The 21,205-nt window shown below is 31.8% G+C and carries 17 protein-coding genes; 15 read left to right on the plus strand and 2 right to left on the minus strand.

Annotated features, from left to right (window positions below):
• Positions 1 to 33 precede the first annotated feature (33 nt).
• Complete coding sequence (gene ylqF, locus ACSVC9_RS06290) at positions 34 to 879, plus strand: ribosome biogenesis GTPase YlqF (protein ID WP_446899496.1); 846 nt, start codon at positions 34 to 36, stop codon at positions 877 to 879.
• Positions 880 to 977: 98 nt separating this feature from the next.
• The gene (locus ACSVC9_RS06295; protein ID WP_446899813.1) at positions 978 to 1,766 is read left to right on the plus strand and encodes a ribonuclease HII; all 789 of its coding nucleotides are present in this window, start codon (positions 978 to 980) and stop codon (positions 1,764 to 1,766) included.
• Between the two features lie 4 nt (positions 1,767 to 1,770).
• On the opposite strand, the gene ACSVC9_RS06300 is transcribed toward ACSVC9_RS06295, so the two are convergent.
• Both ACSVC9_RS06300 and ACSVC9_RS06305 read right to left on the minus strand, forming a co-directional pair.
• The gene (locus ACSVC9_RS06300; protein ID WP_446899497.1) at positions 1,771 to 2,139 is read right to left on the minus strand and encodes a YraN family protein; all 369 of its coding nucleotides are present in this window, start codon (positions 2,137 to 2,139) and stop codon (positions 1,771 to 1,773) included.
• A gap of 304 nt (positions 2,140 to 2,443) precedes the next feature.
• Positions 2,444 to 3,961: a YifB family Mg chelatase-like AAA ATPase gene (locus ACSVC9_RS06305; RefSeq protein WP_446899498.1), complete on the minus strand. Its 1,518-nt coding sequence runs from the start codon at positions 3,959 to 3,961 to the stop codon at positions 2,444 to 2,446.
• Between the two features lie 145 nt (positions 3,962 to 4,106).
• Between ACSVC9_RS06305 and dprA the strand changes: the two genes are divergently transcribed.
• The 13 genes from dprA (at position 4,107) to ACSVC9_RS06370 (ending at position 21,170) form a co-directional block, all read left to right on the plus strand.
• Positions 4,107 to 5,225 carry a DNA-processing protein DprA gene (gene dprA, locus ACSVC9_RS06310; protein WP_446899499.1) on the plus strand — a complete coding sequence of 373 codons (1,119 nt, stop codon included), beginning with the start codon at positions 4,107 to 4,109 and terminating at the stop codon, positions 5,223 to 5,225.
• Between the two features lie 109 nt (positions 5,226 to 5,334).
• On the plus strand, positions 5,335 to 7,449 hold the full coding sequence (gene topA / locus ACSVC9_RS06315; protein ID WP_446899500.1) for a type I DNA topoisomerase: 2,115 nt from the start codon (positions 5,335 to 5,337) through the stop codon (positions 7,447 to 7,449).
• Between the two features lie 328 nt (positions 7,450 to 7,777).
• Positions 7,778 to 8,554 (plus strand): GTP-sensing pleiotropic transcriptional regulator CodY, encoded by a 777-nt coding sequence (gene codY / locus ACSVC9_RS06320; protein ID WP_446899501.1) that lies wholly within the window; start codon positions 7,778 to 7,780, stop codon positions 8,552 to 8,554.
• 141 nt (positions 8,555 to 8,695) lie between these two features.
• Complete coding sequence (rpsB, locus tag ACSVC9_RS06325) at positions 8,696 to 9,397, plus strand: 30S ribosomal protein S2 (RefSeq protein ID WP_446899502.1); 702 nt, start codon at positions 8,696 to 8,698, stop codon at positions 9,395 to 9,397.
• A gap of 97 nt (positions 9,398 to 9,494) precedes the next feature.
• Positions 9,495 to 10,415, plus strand: a complete 921-nt coding sequence (gene tsf / locus ACSVC9_RS06330; protein WP_446899503.1) for a translation elongation factor Ts — start codon at positions 9,495 to 9,497, stop codon at positions 10,413 to 10,415.
• Positions 10,416 to 10,502: 87 nt separating this feature from the next.
• Positions 10,503 to 11,216: a UMP kinase gene (gene pyrH / locus ACSVC9_RS06335; protein WP_446899504.1), complete on the plus strand. Its 714-nt coding sequence runs from the start codon at positions 10,503 to 10,505 to the stop codon at positions 11,214 to 11,216.
• A gap of 18 nt (positions 11,217 to 11,234) precedes the next feature.
• Positions 11,235 to 11,792 (plus strand): ribosome recycling factor, encoded by a 558-nt coding sequence (frr, locus tag ACSVC9_RS06340; RefSeq protein ID WP_446899505.1) that lies wholly within the window; start codon positions 11,235 to 11,237, stop codon positions 11,790 to 11,792.
• A gap of 90 nt (positions 11,793 to 11,882) precedes the next feature.
• Complete coding sequence (locus ACSVC9_RS06345) at positions 11,883 to 12,644, plus strand: isoprenyl transferase (protein WP_446899506.1); 762 nt, start codon at positions 11,883 to 11,885, stop codon at positions 12,642 to 12,644.
• A 40-nt stretch (positions 12,645 to 12,684) separates the two neighbouring features.
• Entirely contained in the window at positions 12,685 to 13,482 is a 798-nt protein-coding gene (locus ACSVC9_RS06350) for a phosphatidate cytidylyltransferase (RefSeq protein ID WP_446899507.1), read from the plus strand.
• Between the two features lie 66 nt (positions 13,483 to 13,548).
• Positions 13,549 to 14,706: a 1-deoxy-D-xylulose-5-phosphate reductoisomerase gene (gene dxr, locus ACSVC9_RS06355; protein ID WP_446899508.1), complete on the plus strand. Its 1,158-nt coding sequence runs from the start codon at positions 13,549 to 13,551 to the stop codon at positions 14,704 to 14,706.
• Between the two features lie 24 nt (positions 14,707 to 14,730).
• Positions 14,731 to 15,741 carry an RIP metalloprotease RseP gene (gene rseP, locus ACSVC9_RS06360; RefSeq protein WP_446899509.1) on the plus strand — a complete coding sequence of 337 codons (1,011 nt, stop codon included), beginning with the start codon at positions 14,731 to 14,733 and terminating at the stop codon, positions 15,739 to 15,741.
• Positions 15,742 to 15,777: 36 nt separating this feature from the next.
• Positions 15,778 to 16,827, plus strand: a complete 1,050-nt coding sequence (ispG, locus tag ACSVC9_RS06365) for a flavodoxin-dependent (E)-4-hydroxy-3-methylbut-2-enyl-diphosphate synthase (protein ID WP_446899510.1) — start codon at positions 15,778 to 15,780, stop codon at positions 16,825 to 16,827.
• A 32-nt stretch (positions 16,828 to 16,859) separates the two neighbouring features.
• Positions 16,860 to 21,170 carry a PolC-type DNA polymerase III gene (locus ACSVC9_RS06370; RefSeq protein ID WP_446899511.1) on the plus strand — a complete coding sequence of 1,437 codons (4,311 nt, stop codon included), beginning with the start codon at positions 16,860 to 16,862 and terminating at the stop codon, positions 21,168 to 21,170.
• The last annotated feature ends 35 nt before the right edge of the window (positions 21,171 to 21,205 follow it).

The following is a 21,205-nucleotide window of genomic DNA, read 5'->3' on the forward strand; positions in this document are numbered from 1 at the left end:
TAAAAGATAAATAATTAAAGGAGGTTTATTTGTATGAATATAAATTGGTTTCCAGGGCATATGGTGAAGACAAAAAAGGAAATAAGTGCAAGTATAAAGCTTGTAGATGCCGTAATAGAAATGAGAGATGCTAGAATAGTCATATCAAGTAAAAATCCAGAAATAGACTATTTGTGCAAAGATAAACCTAGAATAATTCTTTTAAATAAATGTGATCTAGCTGAGGAAAGTATAACAAAAAAATGGTCTGAAATTCTGTCATCTGATAATGTTAGTGTACTTTCAATTAATTGTAATACGGGATTTGGTCTGAATTATATAAAACCTACATTGAATAATCTTTTGAAGTCTAAACATGAGAAATTGAAATCAAAAGGCATAAAAAATATAATAGACAGAGTTATGGTAGTTGGTATACCCAATGTGGGGAAATCCTCTCTTATAAATAAGATAGCTAGAAGTAAAATAGCTAAGACAGGAAATAGGCCAGGTGTAACAAAATCAAAACAGTGGATCAAGACTAAGATTGGAATAGAGCTTATGGATACTCCGGGAATACTGTGGCCTAAGCTTGAAAGCAAGGAGGTGCAGTTGAATTTGGCTTTTACTGGTGCTATAAAGGATGAAGTAATGGATATAGAGGAACTGGCCTTAAATCTCATAGAGGTATTATCTAAAAATTATGGTGACAGAATTATTAAGAGATATAAACTTGATTCGTTAAGTGAAAATGCAATAGAAAATATTGACAATATAGCTAGAAAAAGAGGGGCTATAATGCGTGGTGGAGAGATAGATTATAATAGAGTTTCAAATATAATTTTAGATGAATATAGATCGGGAAAGCTTGGAAATATCTCTCTTGAGATTCCGAATTGACTTTTAATATAGGAAGGTTGGACGTAATGGAAAATACTGATGCAGAAGAATTTGATATACAAGTGATACAGCGGGCTATTTTAACTGGGAGATCTAGTATGAGTTTTTCGGACATAAATAATATGGTTAGAAAATTGAAGCTCAATTATTTTGATCTTGATGATAGTGTTCTAAAAAAAATAGTTGATTCATTGAGTTCGGATAGTAGAAAAAATGTGAAAAATTTATCAAAAAATTTGATGAATTTTGCTGAAAAAAGAAAAGATGAAATTAGCAGAGTAAAAAAGATGTATAGTTTTGATAATTCCTTTGGAAATTATATATACATAGCTGGAGTTGATGAGGTAGGAAGAGGGCCTCTTGCAGGACCTATTGCTGCCGGAGCTGTTGTATTTAATTTAAATTGCAGGAAAGATAGTGACCTAATACTTGGAATTAAAGATTCAAAAAAACTATCACCTAAGAAAAGAGAGCAGCTTTCTGAAATTATAAAAGAAAGAGCTGTAAGCTATAGTATTGCGATTATAAATAACAGTGAAATAGATGGAAGAGGAATATCATGGTGTAATAATGAAGTTTTAAGAAGGGCAGTTAAAGGATTAAAAGTACCTGTAGACATGGTGTTATCCGATGGCTATGCTGTGAATAATTTAGACATAGACAATAAATTTATAATAAAGGGGGATGCTAAGAGTGTTAGTATAGCTGCAGCATCTATTATAGCCAAGGTTTATAGGGATAAACTTATGGAGGAATATGATAAGGTTTACCCCTATTATAATTTTTCAAGCAATTCGGGTTATGGAACGAAGGAACATATTGAAGCTATAAAAAAATATGGAGTATGTAAGCTTCACAGGTTGAGTTTTTTGAAGAATATAATTTAAAACATTATAAATGAAAGGCATTTTTGATTAATCGTATATTGTGAGTATTGTAATTTGTGTTCAACATAATTTCTACTATATCAAATCTGAAGTTGCAATTATATAGCTTGTTTTTTAAAATATATATATTTGCGGCTTTATAAATTTTTACTTTTTTTCTGTGATTTACGGCTTCACCAGGTAATCCGTATTTTTTTGATTTTCTGGTTTTGACCTCTATAAAGCATAAAAAATTTTTGTCTTTTCCTATTATATCTACTTCTCCTATCCTGCATCTAAAATTTTGTTCGAGTATTTTATAACCAATTGATGACAAGTAAATTTCAGCTATGGATTCGCCTAGATCACCTATATATTTATTGGAAGTTTTCATAGCTTCTCCTTTAAAATTTATTTTTTGAATGCGCTTAATATGGGTGTAATATATATATTGACGGATATCAATAAAAGAAATACTATTATAACTCCACTTGATGTTATCATGTGATAATTTTTGTTTTTTAGGCCAAGTATAAACAATAAAAAACTTAATATTAAAAATAATATGATTATAGAAAAATTCATTTACATTAACTCCTATCTATAAAAATTTATCTGTAGTTATTGGTAAAAAATACCTTATATATAAAATATTATAATATCTTGTGATCCTAAATAAAAGAGAATATTAAAAAATATTATATTATTTTATTATTCATAAATTTTCTATAGTAAAGAGCTTCTATTACATGTTGTTCTTCTATTAGTTCCTTATTATCTAGATCAGCTATAGTTCTAGATACTTTAAGTATTTTATTATAGGCTCTTGCACTTAAATCATATCTTGAAAATATCTTATTCAGCAATTTGTTTGTCTTATCATCAAGCAGACAATATTTTTTTATGAGTTTACCATTCATCTGTGAATTATACTGTATATTTTCATTTTTTAACCTTTCCCTTTGAATTTTCCTGGATGATATAACTCTTTTTTTCATACTTGTGGAATTTTTATTTTTATAGCTGCCTTTCAAATCTGTAAAAGAAGGTGTATTTACGAAAATAAATATATCGAGTCTATCAAGTAAAGGTGTTGAAAGCTTAGATATATAGCGCTTTCTTTCATATTCTGTGCAGCTGCAATGTTTATTAGAACCAAAATTTCCACATTTACAGGGATTTGCAGCCATTACTGTTATAAAATTACAAGGATAACTTACTTTTCTGTTTGATCTGCTTATAGTTATGAAATTTTTTTCTATAGGCTGTCTTAGTGCTTCAATGACATTTCTTTTAAATTCAAGTATTTCATCTAAAAATAATATTCCGTTATGGGCAAGTGAAATTTCTCCTGGCATCAAGTTGGAACCGCCACCTATGAGTGCAATGGGAGTTGTAGTGTGATGTGGATTTCTGAAAGGAGGCTCCTGGATAAGGGATTGATCTTTCCTGAGTATACCGGCAATACTGTATATTTTAGTTACATCTAATGCATCATTATAGTTTAAATTGGGAAGTATTGATGGTATTCTTCTGGCAAGCATAGTTTTCCCGGATCCTGCTGGACCAATCATAAATATATTGTGGTGGCCGGCAGCAGCGACTTCTATAGCTCTCTTACAACTTTCCTGACCAAGTACATCTTCAAAGTCCAATTTGTACCTTGTATTTTTTTTGAAGCCCTTATTTACATATGGACGTATGTTTCTATTTTTTATAAAGCATACTACTTCTTTTAAATTGTTGAAGGGATAACAATGTATTCCTTTTACAACAGAACATTCTTCAGAATTGTCAGAAGGTACTATGAAATTTCTAATATTGTTTTTAATGCCTTCGATTGTTATTGGCAGAACTCCAGTGACTCCATTTAAGTTTCCGAAAAGAGATAATTCGCCAAGTACTATAAAATCTTCGGAGTCTTTGAATTCTATCTGACCTGTGGCATATAGTATGCCCAACGCTATGGGAAGGTCAAATAGAGAACCAGCTTTTTTTATGTCAGCTGGTGCCAAATTTACTGTTATTTTTTTTATCGGAAAATTAAAACCGGAATTTATTATGGAGGCTCTAACTCTATCTCTGGATTCCCTTACGGAAGTATCTGCCAATCCAACTATATTGAAACATGGAAATCCATTTTCAATATTTATCTCTACAGATATTATGTTTCCAACTATTCCTAAAATAAAAGCGGTGTTGATTTTTACAGCCATAGTATCACCTCTGCTTAATTATTGCCATAAATAATTCAAACTAAACTGAAAACTTCAATATTATTTTTAAAAAGATGGTGGAATAAAATTGTGGGTAGTGTTAATAATTAAAATATCAATTCTTAAAATGGAGGATAAAATTTAAATGAATATCTATGATATATGGTTTTCTTCAGTGGCAATATCCAATAGATTAAAACTAAATATATTGAAAAAATTTGATAGCATAGAGGAAGTATGGATTAATATAATTCATGATAATACTATAATGGACTTGTGTGAAAATAAATATGAGAATATGAAAATAATTACAGCATTAAAAAGTGCGTGGAATAGGGATAAACTAGAGTTAGAAGCTGAAAATTGCTATAAAAAAGGCATAAATAGTATAAATTTCAATGATGCTTGCTATCCTTCAAGATTAAAATATTATGAGGATTCTCCGGCTGTTTTATTTTATATAGGAAATATAGTAAAATTAGATAAAAATTTAAATGTAGGTATAGTAGGTGCTAGAAAGTGCAGTATATATGGCAGTAGGGCTGCTGAAATAATAAGTAAAGAAATATCTAGGAATCAAATTAATGTTATTAGTGGTATGGCAAGGGGAATAGATTCCTTTGCTCATAGAGGTTGTATTATGGCCAATGGATATACTTGTGCGGTGTTTGGGTCAGGAGTAGATGTTGTATATCCAAAAGAAAACAGAAAATTATATGAAGATATTTTAGTAAATGGTGTTGTTATTTCAGAATTTATGCCTGGTGTTAAGCCCTTGTCATACAATTTTCCTAAAAGAAATAGAATAATAAGTGGATTAAGTGATGTATTGATTGTAGTAGAAGCTGCAGAAAGAAGTGGAGCTTTAATAACTGCAGATATGGCTTTGGAACAAGGAAAAAGTATTATGGCAGTTCCTGGGTCGATTTTTTCCGAGGAAAGCAAGGGAACAAACAGATTAATAAAAGATGGGGCATATCCATTTACAAACTTTGAAGACTTGTTTCAACTATTAAAAATTGAATATGATACAAAGTCGACTGAAAGTGCCAAAAAACAAGATGTTCTAACAAAAAATGGGCAAAAAATCTGTAGTATTTTAGGAGATACTCCAATTCATATGGATGATATTTCTAGAATAACTAATATTGACATAAAACAATTATATGAGTTATTATTTGAATTGCAGTTAAAAAAACAAATAATATGCCTTCCCGGCAATTATTATGTTAAAGAACCGGAGAAAGGCTTAATTATAAATTGATATATTCTTGGAATACAGAATTATTGATAGATAAATTATAAATGATTATTTTATACTTGAAAAAATGAGGGGGTGTGATACTCTGGTTTAATTTTAGCCAGAGTTAGATATGGGACAAAAATTAGTTATAGTTGAATCACCGGCAAAAGCTAAAACAATAGGCAAGTATTTAGGGAAAAACTATGTAGTAGAAGCTTCTATGGGTCATGTAAGAGATCTCCCCAAAAGTCAGCTTGGAGTCAATGTAGATAATAATTATGATCCTAAATATATAACTATAAGAGGCAAGGGTGAACTTTTAAATAAATTAAGGAAAGAAGCTAAAAAAAGTGATAAAGTATATTTGGCAACAGACCCTGATAGAGAAGGAGAAGCCATTTCATGGCATCTGGCCCATGTTCTTAAAATGGATGACAGTGAAAAGTGCAGAATAGAGTTTCATGAAATAACAAAGTCAGCTGTAAAAGGATCTATAAAAAATGCCAGGCAGATAAATTTGAATCTAGTAAATGCCCAACAGGCACGAAGGGTATTAGATAGACTTGTAGGATACAAGATAAGCCCAATACTTTGGAGAAAAGTAAAATGGGGATTAAGTGCAGGAAGAGTTCAGTCTGTAGCACTTAAAATGATATGTGAAAGAGAAAAGCAAATAAAAGAATTTGTACCAGAAGAGTATTGGACAATTGAATGTTTTTTAAGCAAAAACTCTTCCACAAAGGATTTTAAAGTTAAGCTTACAACTTTAAATAAAAAGAAGCTTGAAATCAAAAATAAGGAGCAAGCCTATAAAATAATAGAAGACTTGAAATCTGGAGATTTTATAGTAAAAAGTATAAAGAAGACATCAAAAAACAAAAATCCAATGCCACCATTTACAACGAGTACACTTCAACAGGATGCATATAAAAAGTTAAATTTTTCTACAAAGAGAACCATGTCAATAGCACAGCAATTATATGAAGGTGTGGACATTAAAAAATATGGGACAATAGGACTTATAACTTATATGAGAACTGATTCGGTAAGAATTGCGGAAGAGGCACAGAAGGACTGCAGAAACTTTATTACGGATAATTTTGGAGGTAAGTATATACCGGAGAGTCCAAGAAATTTCAAAGGAAAGAAAAATATACAGGATGCACATGAAGCTGTAAGACCTACAAATATATCTATAACACCGGATATAGTTAAAGAAAGTTTAAAACCAGAACAATATAAACTATATAATCTTATATGGAAGAGATTTGTTGCAAGCCAGATGTCTTCTAGTATAATTGATGTAAAATCAATAGACATAGTAAATGGTAAGTATGGTCTTAGAGCTACTGGCTCAAAAGTAAATTTCGATGGGTTTATGAAGGTCTATGATTATTCTACGGAAGATGAAAAAGATAATTCTAATTTGCCTGAATTGACTGTAGATGAGGTGCTTATGAGAAAATCTATTGATGGAAAACAACATTTTACACAGCCACCAGCTAGATATTCAGAGGCATCCCTTGTAAAAACTCTTGAGGAAAACGGTATAGGAAGGCCAAGTACCTATTCACCTATAATATCTACTTTACTTGATAGAAAATACGTAGAAAGGGATAAAAGAACGCTGTTACCAACGGAATTAGGAAATATAGTAAATAATATATTAAGTGAGTACTTTAAACAGATAGTTGATATGGAATTTACAGCAGACATGGAAAATAAATTGGACAGCATAGAGGAGGGTAAAGAGAATTGGAGAAAAGTTGTAGGCAGTTTTTTTGAACCTTTGAAAAAATCTATTGATATAGCTGAAAAAGAAGTTGCTAAAATAACAATAGAAGATAAGGTTACAGATATAAAGTGTGATAAATGTGGAAGATTTATGGTTATAAAACACGGAAGATTTGGTGATTTCTTAGCCTGCCCGGGATATCCTGAATGCAAAAATACAAAGCCTATAGTTAAGGAGCTAGATGTAAAATGTCCTAAATGTGAAGGAAAAGTAGTGGAGAAAAGAAGTAGAAAAGGGAGAAAGTTTTATGGGTGCACTAATTATCCGGATTGTGATTTTGTAAGTTGGTTTGAACCTACAAATAGGAAATGTCCTTCTTGTGGTAGTTATATGGTAAAGAAATATAGTAAATCAAAGGGAAACTATCTTGAATGTTCTAATAGTGAATGCAAACATAGAGAATATAATGTAGAAAGTGAACAAAATAGCAGCAGTAATGATATAAAATAAAATATTAATATGATGTGCTTGATTGATAGAAAATGTATCTAAAATGTTTTGATATATTTTCTATCAAATTAAGCATGTTTAAATTTATATTACTATACAATTAAATTAAAAAATATTGTTGAATTATAGTATATGTTATGGTATCATGTTTAAGGATATGGAATAATTCTAAATATTTAAAAAAATCTAGTAGATTTTAATTTAATGTCTATGCGAAATTTATGTGTATAAGTATTATATTTGTCTACTTGTAATTGTTTTTATAATTAAGTAAACATATTCACAGATTTTAATGTTAAATATAAATTGTCCTAAGGAGGAATTTTTAATGATGTCTTTGTTAAATAAGACAAGAATGTTAAATAAAATATTGCAAAAATCAGGTGTTGAGCTGGTAGTTTTTAATGATATATGCGGCTTACTGGGTGAAGTATTGAATTGTAATGTATACATTATAAGCAAAGATGGTGAAGTATTAGGCGATAACTTTTCTGAAAGTTTTGACAATAATACTTTTGTAAGCAGTTTTATAGATAATAAGAAATTTCCTGAAAAATATAATAATAAATTGTTAAGTTCAGATGAAACAGTTTCAAATATAAGAAGTAAAGAAATATTTAAATTTAATGATGAAAACGAATTAAGGCCTGATGATAAATTTTTAACAGTGGTTCCAATAATGGGTAGTGGAAAAAGACTTGCTACTTTGTTTCTTGCCAGGTTTGACGAAAAGTTTACAGATGAAGATCTTATATTAGGAGAATATAGTGCTACTATAATAGGAATTGAGATTCTAAAAGCCAAAAATGATCAGATTGAGGAGGAAGCTAGAAAGAAAGCAGTAGTACAGCTGGCTATAGGTACTCTTTCATATTCTGAATTAGAGGCTGTTGAGCATATATTTAATGAACTAGATGGAAATGAAGGATTACTTGTGGCTTCTAAAATAGCAGATAAAGTTGGAATAACAAGATCTGTAATTGTAAATGCACTTAGAAAATTTGAAAGTGCAGGTGTAATTGAGTCTAGATCACTTGGTATGAAAGGAACTCATATAAAGATATTAAATGATAAACTTTTAGATGAACTTAAAAAAATAAAGTAGAATTTTATTGAACAGATGGGTTTGTTGTGATATACTACTTACAGTAATAATTACACACATTATCTAATTTATAGGCAGGTGCCATAAGGTGTACCTATAAAGTATGAAGGTAATGGAGGAAAAAACCTAGGAGGGAAAATTATGTCAATTATTTCGATGAAACAATTATTAGAAGCAGGCGTTCATTTTGGCCATCAGACGAGAAGATGGAATCCTAAAATGGCTCCTTATATTTTTACAGAGAGAAATGGAATCTATATAATAGATTTACAAAAAACTGTTAAAAAAGTTGAAAAAGCTTATGAGTTTGTAAAAGAAGTTGCACTTAGTGGAAAAGATGTACTATTTGTTGGAACTAAAAAACAGGCACAAGAGGCAATTGCACAGGAAGCAACAAGATGTGACATGTTTTATGTTAACAATAGATGGTTAGGTGGAATGCTTACAAATTTTCAGACTATAAAAACAAGAATCCAGAAATTGGGAAATTTAGAAAAAATGGAAGAGGATGGTACGTTTGATGTTCTTCCAAAAAAAGAGGTTATTAATCTTAAAAATGAACAGCAAAAGCTTGAGAAGAACTTAGGTGGAATTAAAGCTATGGATGCAAATAATATTGGGGCAATATTTGTAGTAGATCCAAGGAAAGAAAGAAATGCAATATCAGAGGCTAAAATTCTTGGAATTCCAGTTGTAGCAATTGTAGATACTAATTGTGATCCTGATGAAGTGGATTATGTAATACCCGGAAATGATGATGCTATAAGAGCGGTAAAATTAATTACTTCAAAGATGGCTGACGCGGTAGTTGAGGGAAGACAGGGAGAACAATTGGCTGAGTAGTTTATATTATATAAAAGGATTAAATACAGATATTGAAGGGAGTTGAAAACCGTAATTTAACATTTGCTTTTAATAGTGTTAAAGTCGGGCGATACTTATGATAACTGCAAAAATGGTAAAGGATTTAAGAGAGAGAACTGGTGCAGGCATGATGAACTGCAAAAAAGCTTTGTCTGAAGCAAATGGAGATGTAGATAAGGCTATTGAGATATTGAGAGAAAAAGGGTTGGCTGCAGCAGCTAAAAAGGCAGGAAGAATAGCAGCTGAAGGTCTTGTTAAGACTTATGTTTCAGAGGATGGAAAGAATGCTTCAATAGTTGAAATAAATTGTGAAACAGATTTTGTAGCTGTCAATGATGAATTTGTAAAATTTGCTGATACAGTAGTAAAACAGGCAGCATCTACAAATGCAGATTCACTGGAGAAATTTGTAGAAGAAAAATATTTGTTAGATGAAGCAAAAACTATATCACAGGCTCTTACCGATCTTATTTCAAAGCTTGGTGAAAATATGGCAGTAAGAAGATTTAGAAAACTATCCGTTAAAAATGGAATAATTGAAAGCTATATACATGGCGGTGGAAGAATTGGAGTTTTAGTGAAGGTTGAAAGTGATAAACAGAGTGAAGTGCTAGGTGAGGTTGCAAAAGATATAGCTATGCAAGTTGCTGCGACTAATCCAATGTTTTTAGATGAAAATTCGGTAGATGAAAATGTCTTAAATAAGGAAAAGGAAATATATAAAGTACAGGCGTTAAATGAAGGTAAGCCTGAAAAGATTATCGAGAAGATGATTTTGGGAAGAATAAAAAAATTCTATAAGGAAAATTGTCTGGTGGATCAAGTCTGGATAAAGGATTCGGATTTGACTATTAGTAAATATCTTCAAAACAAATCCAAAGAAATTGGAGCGCCTATAAAGGTTACTGCTTTTGAAAGATTCGAAAAAGGTGAAGGAATAGAGAAAAAGATTGAAGACTTTGCCGAGGAAGTAAAAAAGCAGATGGAAGGTAAATAGAAACTGAAAAGAGAACACTGGGTGTTCTCTTTTTTTAGAGCAGGGAACGTCATGAAGTCTAACTTTTAATTATTGGAGGTATGTTGGATGAGCAATGCTAAATATAAAAGAGTTATGCTTAAGCTTTCAGGAGAGGCTCTTGCAGGAAAGAATGGATATGGTATAGATTTTGATGTAACCAGAAAAATAGCTGAACAAATAAGTAAATTAGTAGATATGAAAGTTAAAGTTGGAGCTGTTGTAGGTGGTGGAAATATCTGGAGAGGAAGAAATGGAGGAGATATGGACAGAACTACAGCAGATTATATGGGAATGCTTGCTACTTGTATAAATGCACTTGCACTTCAAGATTCACTTGAAAATTTAGGAATTAATACTAGAGTACAGACGGCCATTGAAATGAGAGAAGTAGCAGAACCATTTATAAGAAGAAGAGCTATGAGACATCTTGAAAAAGATAGAGTAGTTATATTTGCGGCAGGAACTGGTAACCCATATTTTTCTACAGATACTACTGCGGCTTTACGTGCTGCAGAAATAGAGGCTGATGTAATACTCCTTGCAAAAAAAGTTGATGGAGTGTATGATAAAGACCCACATATATGTTATGATGCTAAAAAATTTAATAAATTATCGTATATTGAGGTGCTTGAAAAGGGACTTCAGGTAATGGATTCTACTGCAACTTCACTTTGCATGGACAATGATATTCCTATATTGGTATTTGGACTTGATAATCCGGAAAATATAACAAGAGCTGTCATTGGAGAAGAGATTGGTACGATTGTGTGTAAAGAATAAATTTTAGGAGGTATTTCTATGATTAAAGATATTTTAAAAACTGCAGATGAAAAGATGAAGAAAACTACAGAAACTTTAAAAAAGGAATTGGCATCCATGAAGGCTGGAAGAGCTAATGCAGCAATGCTTGATAGAATAGAAGCCGAGTATTATGGTACTAATACCCCTATAAATCAGCTTGGGAATATATCAATACCGGAGTCAAGGATACTTGCCATTCAGCCATGGGATAAAAGTTCTATTAAAGCTATAGAAAAAGCTATACTGAAGTCTGATTTAGGTATTAATCCATCAAATGATGGTGAAGTAATAAGATTAGTAGTACCTGAGCTTACAGAGGAGACCAGAAAAGAAATAGTTAAAAATGTTAAGAAAGCTGAGGAAAATTCCAAAGTTGCAATAAGATCTATAAGAAGAGATTGCAATGATAAATTGAAGTCATTAAAGAAAAATAATGAAATAACTGAAGATCAGTTAAAGAAGTCAGAGGACGACATACAAAAGAAAACTGATAGCTTTATAAAGGATATAGAAAACATAGTTGAAGCTAAAGAAAAGGAAATTATGTCAATATAATTTGTAATGTTTTTAAACCTGCGAGTTCGCAGGTTTTATTAAGATATGGCTACCTAAAAATACTATTTTATTGAAAGGAGAAACTTAAAAGTGGCAGAAAATTTTAATATAAATACAAATAATGCAAATACTATAATACATATTGACAAGAATAATATACCTAAGCATATAGGAATTATAATGGATGGAAATGGAAGATGGGCTAAAGAACGAAACCTTCCGAGAACTTTTGGGCATAGAGCTGGAGTTGAAAACATAAGAGAAATTGTAAAGGAGTGTAACAATATAGGAGTTAAGTATTTGACATTATATGCATTTTCTACAGAAAACTGGAGTAGGCCTAAAGATGAAATATCTGCGCTTATGAGACTTCTAGTTCAGTATTTGAGGAAAGAATTTAATGAACTGAATAAGAATAATGTTTTAATAAACCATATTGGAGATATATCAAAACTTCCAGAGCTTTGTCAAAAAGAATTGGAAAGGGCATATGAAAATACGAAAAACAATACTGGACTTGTCTTGAATTTAGCTTTGAATTATGGTGGAAGGGCTGAGATTGTAAGGGCATTTAGATTGATGGCTATAGATATAAAAAATGGATTGTTAAAAAATGAGAATATAGATGAAAAGACAGTTTCAAATTATATGTATACTAGGAATATGCCTGATCCAGATATTATAATAAGACCAAGTGGTGAGAAAAGATTAAGCAATTTTTTCCTGTGGCAGTGTGCATATTGTGAATTCTGGTATTCAGATATATACTGGCCTGATTTTAGAAAGGATGATCTTTTAAAAGCCATATATGATTATCAAAACAGGGATAGAAGATTTGGTGGAATTAAATAGATAAAATTATACTGTTAATTCATTTTGGGGAGGTGTTATTGTGAATAATAGATATTTAGGGGCAGTTTTAATAGCTCCTTTTATTTTATTTCTGATTGTAGGTGGTGTATATTTAAAATATGCAATTATGATAATATCGCTTATGGGAATGTATGAATTCTACAATGCGGCTGAAAAAAAAGAAATAAAATCAATCAATATAATAGGATATCTGATATGTATAGTATATTATGTTTCAATAGGATATGAGGTGAATTACAAGTTTATATTTCTGTCATTGATAATATTAGTATTTATTCTTATGTGTACAGCGGTGCTGGATTTAAAATATAATTTTATTGATATTTCTATTACTGTATTTGGATTTTTATATGTACCTGTATTTTTTAGTTTTATAGTACTTGTAAGCAATGTAAACTATGGAAGATATTTAGTGTGGGTTATATTTATTTCATCCTGGATTTGTGATACTACTGCATATTACACAGGTAGATTTTTAGGAAAAAAGAAGCTTTGCCCTAAGTTAAGCCCTAAAAAGACTGTTGAAGGTTCTATAGGAGGTATTATTGGAAGTACTATAAGTTGTACATTGTTTGGAATTTTTGCAAAGTATATGGGGGTGCCTATCCATATATATCATTATATTTCAATAGGAATTTTATGTGGCTTTTTTTCACAACTTGGAGATTTATTTGCTTCTTCCATAAAGAGATATGTGAAGATAAAGGATTATAGTAATTTAATACCAGGACATGGTGGAATATTAGATAGATTTGATAGTGTTCTCTTTTCTGGATTTATAGTGTACTATTATTTGTTATTTGCAAATCTAATTTAAACAAATATGATATAATGATCATATCATATTTTGGACTTTGTATTAAGTATAACAGGAGATGTTTTAATGAAAAAAGTTTCTATATTAGGCGCTACAGGTTCCATTGGCACACAGACGCTGGATGTAATTAGGAATGATAGAAAAAATTTTAAATTGATTGGAGTTTCTGCTAAGAAAAATATCCAGAAACTTATAAAAATAATAGATGAATTTCACCCAGTATATGTTGTTTTGAGTGATAAAATAGCTTATAGTAAACTTATAGAATATTGTAGTAATAAAAATTTAAATATAGAAATATTATTTGGAATAGAAGGATTGAATACTATAGTTTCACTGAAAGAGGTGGATATAGTTGTTACATCTGTAGTTGGAATTGTAGGACTTATACCTACTCTTAAAGCGGCAAGAGCTGGAAAGACTATAGCACTTGCTAATAAGGAGACACTAGTTTCAGGAGGAAAAATAGTTGTTGAAGAAGTAAAAAAATACAATGCAAAAATAGTTCCAGTAGATTCTGAACACGGGGCAATTTTTCAATGCCTTAGGGGTAATGAAGGCCAGTGTGTAAGTAAACTTCTTCTTACAGCTTCAGGTGGACCCTTTAGGGGTAAAAAAAGGAATGATCTTGTAGATGTAACTGTCCAGGAGGCCTTAAATCATCCCAAATGGAGTATGGGGAGAAAACTTACGATTGATTCTGCCACACTTATGAATAAGGGACTTGAGGTTATAGAAGCCCATTGGCTATTTAATATACCCTATGAAGAAATACAGGTTGTAGTACATCCTGAAAGTATAATTCATTCCATGGTGGAATACATAGATGGGAGCGTTATTGCACAACTTGGGAGTACTGATATGAGGTTACCAATACAGTATGCACTGAATTATCCTGAAAGAAGATATGCAATAGCAGATAGACTTGATTTTTATAAATTAAGTGAATTACATTTTGATAGGCCTGATATGGATACTTTTAAACCACTTAAATTTGCATATGAGGCGGGAAAAAGTGGAGGAACCATGCCTGCAATACTAAATTGTGCCAATGAAATAGCAGTTTCTATGTTTCTAGAGGGTAGAATTAGATTCCTGGATATAATGGATATATTGGAAGATTGTATGAATAAATTTGAAAAAAAGGATGATTACAAATTAGACGATATACTGGAATTAAATATCAAGGTAAAAGAATATGTCAGGTTAAAATATTGTAAATAAAACTAATATTGGGAGGAATGATTTTTGTATATAATTGCAGCTATATTGGCTTTTGGACTTTTAATTTTAATTCATGAGTTAGGACATTTCACACTGGCCAAGATAAATGGAGTAAAGGTGGAGGAGTTTGCAATAGGAATGGGTCCACAGCTGTTTGGAATAAAAGGTAAGGAAACTAAATATTCTATTAAGTTGCTTCCTATAGGAGGATATGTAAAAATGCTTGGCGAAGAAGGAGAAAGTGTAGATCCACGGGCATTCAACAACAAAAATCCTATTAGAAAACTTAGTATTGTAGCTGCCGGTCCTATAATGAATCTTATACTGGGAATAGTTTTATTTGCTATTATAGCATCACAAAAGGGATACTTGATGCCTGTAATAGATAAGACAATTGCGAATAAACCAGCTCAAGAAGCAGGATTGAAAACTGGTGATAAAATAGTGAGAGCGAATAATTCAAAAATTCTTACCTGGGAGGATTTTATAACAGAGGTATATATGAATGGTAAAAATCCAGTCGACATAGTTTATAAAAGAGGCAATGAAACCAAGCAAGTTGTAATAAAACCTGTTTTTGATAAATCGGAAAATAGATATATGATAGGAGCTTACGGTAAGCAGGTACTCAATCCAGGTGCAGGTGAATCCATATATTACGGATTTATAGAAACAAGATCTCTTATAAATCAAACAGCTGCATTTTTTAAAACATTGTTCAAGGGAGAGGCCAATATGGATAATGTGGGTGGACCCGTAACTATAATTAAGATGTCAGGAGCTGCTGCCAAGGCTGGAATACTTACATTATTAGCTTTTTCTGCATATATAAGTATACAGCTTGCTGTTTTTAATGTAATACCATTTCCTGCATTGGATGGTGGTTATATACTTTTGTTTATATTTGAAATAATAACGGGCAAAAAGGTTGATCAAAATAAAGTTGGCATGATAAATTATGTCGGATTTGCCATACTTATGGTTCTAATGGTTCTTGTAACAGTAAAGGATGTGCTTCATCCTATTCAATTTTAGGTTGTATAAATTATAATTTGAAGGCAGAGAATTTAAATGGAGAGATCAAATACAAAGAAGATAAGAGTGGGAAATGTATTCGTAGGAGGAAATGCAAAGATAACAGTTCAATCCATGACAAATACGGATACTAGAGATAAAAAAAGTACAATTAATCAGATATTAAAGCTCGAGGAAGCAGGATGCGATATTGTAAGATGTGCTGTACCTGACATGGAAGCCTGTGATATCCTGAGGGAAATTGTAAAAGAGGTAAATGTTCCAATAGTTGCAGATATACATTTTGACTATAAACTGGCGCTTGAATCAATAAAAAACGGCATATCGGCTCTTAGAATAAATCCTGGAAATATAGGAAGTGAATACAAGGTAAAGGAAGTTGCAAAAAGTGCAAAGTCTTCTGGTATACCTATAAGAATAGGAGTAAATTCGGGTTCACTCAGCAAGGATATATTGAATAAATATAATGGGGTTTCATCTGAGGCTTTAGTTGAAAGTGCATTAAAGCATGTTGCAATACTGGAAAATGTAAATTTTGATGATATAGTAATATCAATAAAATCATCGAATGTTGTTCAGATGGTTGAAAGTTATAGAAGTGTATCCAAAATCACAAATTATCCTCTTCACCTTGGAGTAACTGAAGCTGGTACTTTATTTAGAGGTACTGTAAAATCTAGTGTTGGAATAGGTACACTTTTAATGGAAGGGATAGGTGACACTATAAGGGTATCACTTACGGGAAATCCTGTGGAGGAAGTTAAAGCCGGAAAGGAGATTTTAAAAGCTTGTGGATTGTTAAAGGGGGGGATTGAATTTATATCATGCCCAACTTGTGGCAGGACACAGATTGATCTTATAAAAATAGCCAGAGAAGTAGAAAACCGTCTTTCTAATGTAAATAAAAGTATTAAGGTAGCAGTAATGGGATGTGTAGTAAATGGGCCAGGAGAAGCAGCGGAAGCGGATATCGGAATTGCAGGAGGAAAAGGTATGGGGCTCATATTTAAAAATGGTGTAGTTATAAAAAAAGTTAGTGAAGAAAATCTGGTTGAAGCGCTTATGGAAGAAATTAATAATATGTAAATTGCTTTTTACGTGTAGTAGGGGGGCAAACTATGAGAAATGATATTGTCAAAATCTTACAGGGAGATATAGACTGCAGTAGTGATATCGTCTCGGAAAACATAGAGTTGCAAAAAGTACAGTATTTAAAAAAAAGTAACAGACTTAAAATAATAGTTAAATCTGTAAATGAACTCAATACTGAGATCCAGTCAAAAATAAAGCAGATTGTGATCAGAAAATTGGGATGCTTTAAAAGTATTGATCTCATATGCTATAAAGATATATCTGATGTATCTTTAAAAGACGTTTGCAATAGTCATTGGGTTGAAGTTGTAAATATACTATCTTCGTATATTCCGGTATGCAAGCAATTTTTAATAAAATCTTCAAAAAAGATTGAAGATGACTCTATAAATTTGTATAATGGCAATAATTTCTTGTGCTGTCTTCTGAAGGACAAAAATTTCGAAGATAAGATGAGAAAAGTTATAAAGAATATATTCGGTATAAAATGTAATGTAAATATAGTGTATGATGAAAACCTGAAAAATGAGAAATTTTTAGATGAAAATGAGAATAAGGAAAAAGATTATATAAAGGATATGCTAAGAAATAGAAAAACCATTAGTAGTTTAGAATCATCTAGTGCTCAAAAGAAACCAAACCTGAAATTTCGGGATAGGAAGAATGTTGTTAAGTCAGATTCCATAATATTTGGAAGGGCCATAACAGTATCACCTGTTGAGATAAGATCTATAACTGAAGTTCAAGGAACAGTTGTAATACAGGGAACTATATTCAAAAAGGAAATAATAGAGACAAAAACGGGAAGAAAAATAATTACATTTTATATAACAGATTATACTAGTTCAATTACAGTTAAATTTTTCCCTAGACCTAAAGATGCAGACAGGATAATTGAAGAGATAAAAGAAGGACTCTACTGCATAGTAAGGGGTGAAACGATAAATGATCCCTATGCTAGGGAACTGGTAATAATGGCAAAGGATATCGTAAAATCCATTAAGATAAAAAAGCAAGATAATGCAGTGAAAAAAAGAGTAGAACTGCATTTGCATACACAGATGAGTGCCATGGATGGTGTAAGTTCCGCATCAAGTCTCATAGAGAGGGCGGCATCTTATGGACACAAAGCCATAGCTATAACAGATCATGGTGTAGTTCAGGCTTACCCTGAGGCCATGGAAGCTGCTAAAAATAACAATATAAAAGTAATATATGGTGTTGAGGCTTATCTTGTAGATGACAGTGTACCAATTACGACAAATGCAGGTAAAAGAAGTTTAAAGGACACATATGTTGTCTTTGATATTGAAACTACAGGACTGTCAAGTACAAATGATAAAATAATAGAAATAGGTGCAGTCAAGATAAAAGAAGGCAAGGTAATAGATAAATTTAGTGAATTTGTAAATCCAGGAATACCAATACCTATGAATATTGTAGAACTTACAAGTATCACAGATGAAATGGTGGAGGAGGCTGATGAAATAGAGAGCATACTTCCAAAATTTCTGAAATTTGTGGGTGATTCAGTAGTTGTAGCCCATAATGCCAGTTTTGATACGGGTTTTATAAAGAAAAGCTGTAGGGATATGAATTTGGATTTTAATTGTCCAATTATGGATACAGTGCCATTATGCAGATTTTTGATTCCAGAACTTAAAAAGTTTAAATTGAATATAGTTGCCAAACATCTTGGTATATCTCTGGAAAACCACCATAGGGCAGTGGATGATGCAGGAGCAACGGCTAAAATACTTCTAAAGTGTTTTAAAATGCTTGAAGACAGAGATATATCTGATTTAGATTTACTCAATAAGGAATTCTTGAAAAATATAGATATAAAAAAACAGCCTACCTATCATCTTATAATACTTGTAAGAAATCAGGTGGGATTGAAAAATCTATACAAACTTGTTTCGTTTTCCAATTTGAATTATTTTTTTAAGCGACCTAGAATGCCTAAAAGTCTCATAATGAAATATAGAGAAGGACTCATAATAGGAGGAGCCTGTGAAGCAGGTCAGGTGTATAGAGAAGTAATTAGTGGGAAAAGTAATGATGAACTGGAGAAAATTCTAAAATTTTATGATTATCTTGAAATACAGCCTATAGGAAACAATAAATTTATGGTTCAAAATGGAACTGTAAAGGATGAGGATGAACTCAGAAAGATAAATAAAAAGATATGTTTTCTTGGAGAAAAATATAATATACCTGTAGTTGCTACAGGGGATGTACATTTTATGGATAAAAAAGATGAGGTATTTCGACGTATAATAATGGCAGGACAGGGGTTTTCAGATGCAGACAATCAACCACCTCTTTATTTTAGGACTACAGATGAGATGCTTTCAGAATTTACATATCTAGGTGAGAAAAAGGCAAATGAAGTGGTCATAGAGAATACAAATATGATTGCAGATATGATAGATGTTGTAAAACCTATACCTGATGAAACTTTCCCTCCCAAAATAGAAGGGGCGGAAGAACAAATAAAGGAAATGACATTGAATAGAGTACATTCTATATATGGTGAAAAACTGCCTGAAATAGTGCAGAAAAGACTAGATAAGGAATTAAATTCAATAATAAACAATGGATACGCGGTTTTGTACCTTATTGCTGAAAAACTTGTGGCGAAATCTTCGAAAGATGGGTATTTAGTAGGTTCAAGAGGGTCGGTCGGTTCTTCTTTTGTGGCTACAATGTCAAATATTACTGAAGTAAATGGACTTCCACCTCATTATGTATGCCCAAAATGTAAACATAGTGAATTTATTACTAATGGTTCTGTTAGCTCCGGAGCAGATCTGCCGGAGAAAAATTGTCCTGAATGTGGAATAAAGATGAAACGTGATGGCCATGACATACCTTTTGAAACTTTCCTTGGATTCAATGGAGATAAAGAACCGGATATAGACTTGAATTTTTCTGGTGAATATCAGTCTGTAGTTCATAAATATACGGAAGTACTATTTGGAAAGGGCCATGTTTTTAAAGCTGGGACTATTGGTACTGTAGCTGAAAAAACAGCCTATGGGTATGTAAAAAAATATTTATCAGAAAGAAATATAACAGTTCCACAGGCGGAAATTGAGAGGCTTACTTTGGGATGTACAGGAATAAAGAGAACTACAGGACAGCATCCAGGAGGTGTAATGGTAGTTCCGAGTGATAATGAAATATACAATTTTACCCCAATTCAGCATCCTGCGAATGACAATGATACTGATATAGTAACTACACATTTCGACTATCATTCCATAAGTGGAAGATTATTGAAACTTGATATACTTGGGCATGATGATCCTACGGTACTCAGAATGCTTCAGGATTTGACAGGAGTCGATCCAAAAAAGATTCCACTTGGAGATCCTAAAGTTATAAGCCTTTTTACTTCACCGGATGCGCTGGGTGTTACTGAAGAGGAACTTGGGTGTCCTGTGGGAACCTATGGATTACCCGAATTTGGTACTAAATTTGTAAGACAGATGTTATTAGATACAAAGCCAAAGAGTTTTGCAGACCTTGTAAGGATATCTGGATTATCACATGGTACCAATGTATGGCTGAATAATGCACAGTACTATATAAAAGAAGGTTATACAACTTTGAGTGATTGTATAGCCTGCAGAGATGATATAATGATGTATCTTATTGGAAAAGGACTTCAACCAAAAGATGCATTTACCATAATGGAGAAGGTAAGAAAGGGAAAAGGACTTACAGAAGAAAGAGAAATTCTTATGAGAGAGCATGGTGTCCCGAATTGGTATATAGAATCCTGTAAAAAGATAAAATACATGTTTCCTAAAGGTCATGCAGTTGCATATGTAATGATGGCAATGAGAATTGCATATTTCAAGGTGTATTATCCAGAAGCATATTATGCAACTTATTTTACTGTTAGGGCAGATGAATTTGATGTTGATGTAATAATAAAGGGTGAAGATTCAATAAAGAAAAAAATGGATGAGATATATGCTATGGGAAATAATGCAACTCAGAAGGATAAAGGATTGCTCACTATTTTAGAGCTTTCATATGAAATGTATAAAAGGAAAATAAAATTTCTCCCTGTGGATATATATAAGTCAGATGCTGTAAAATTTTTGATAGAGGATAGTGGAATAAGGATTCCAATAAATACTCTTCAAGGTGTAGGAGAAAATGCTGCCCAGAATATAGTTGTTGCTAGGAAAAGTGGAGAATTTATTTCAAAGGAGGACTTAAGAATGAGAGCTAAAGTTTCCAAAAGTGTAATGGAAATGCTGGATAATCATGGATGCTTGAAAGGACTCCCAGAGACAAATCAACTTTGTCTATTTGCATAAATTCTGTTTCAGTTTAAAAAAGATGGCTTGATGTG

The sequence above is a fragment of the Clostridium sp. LBM24168 genome (assembly GCF_052953915.1).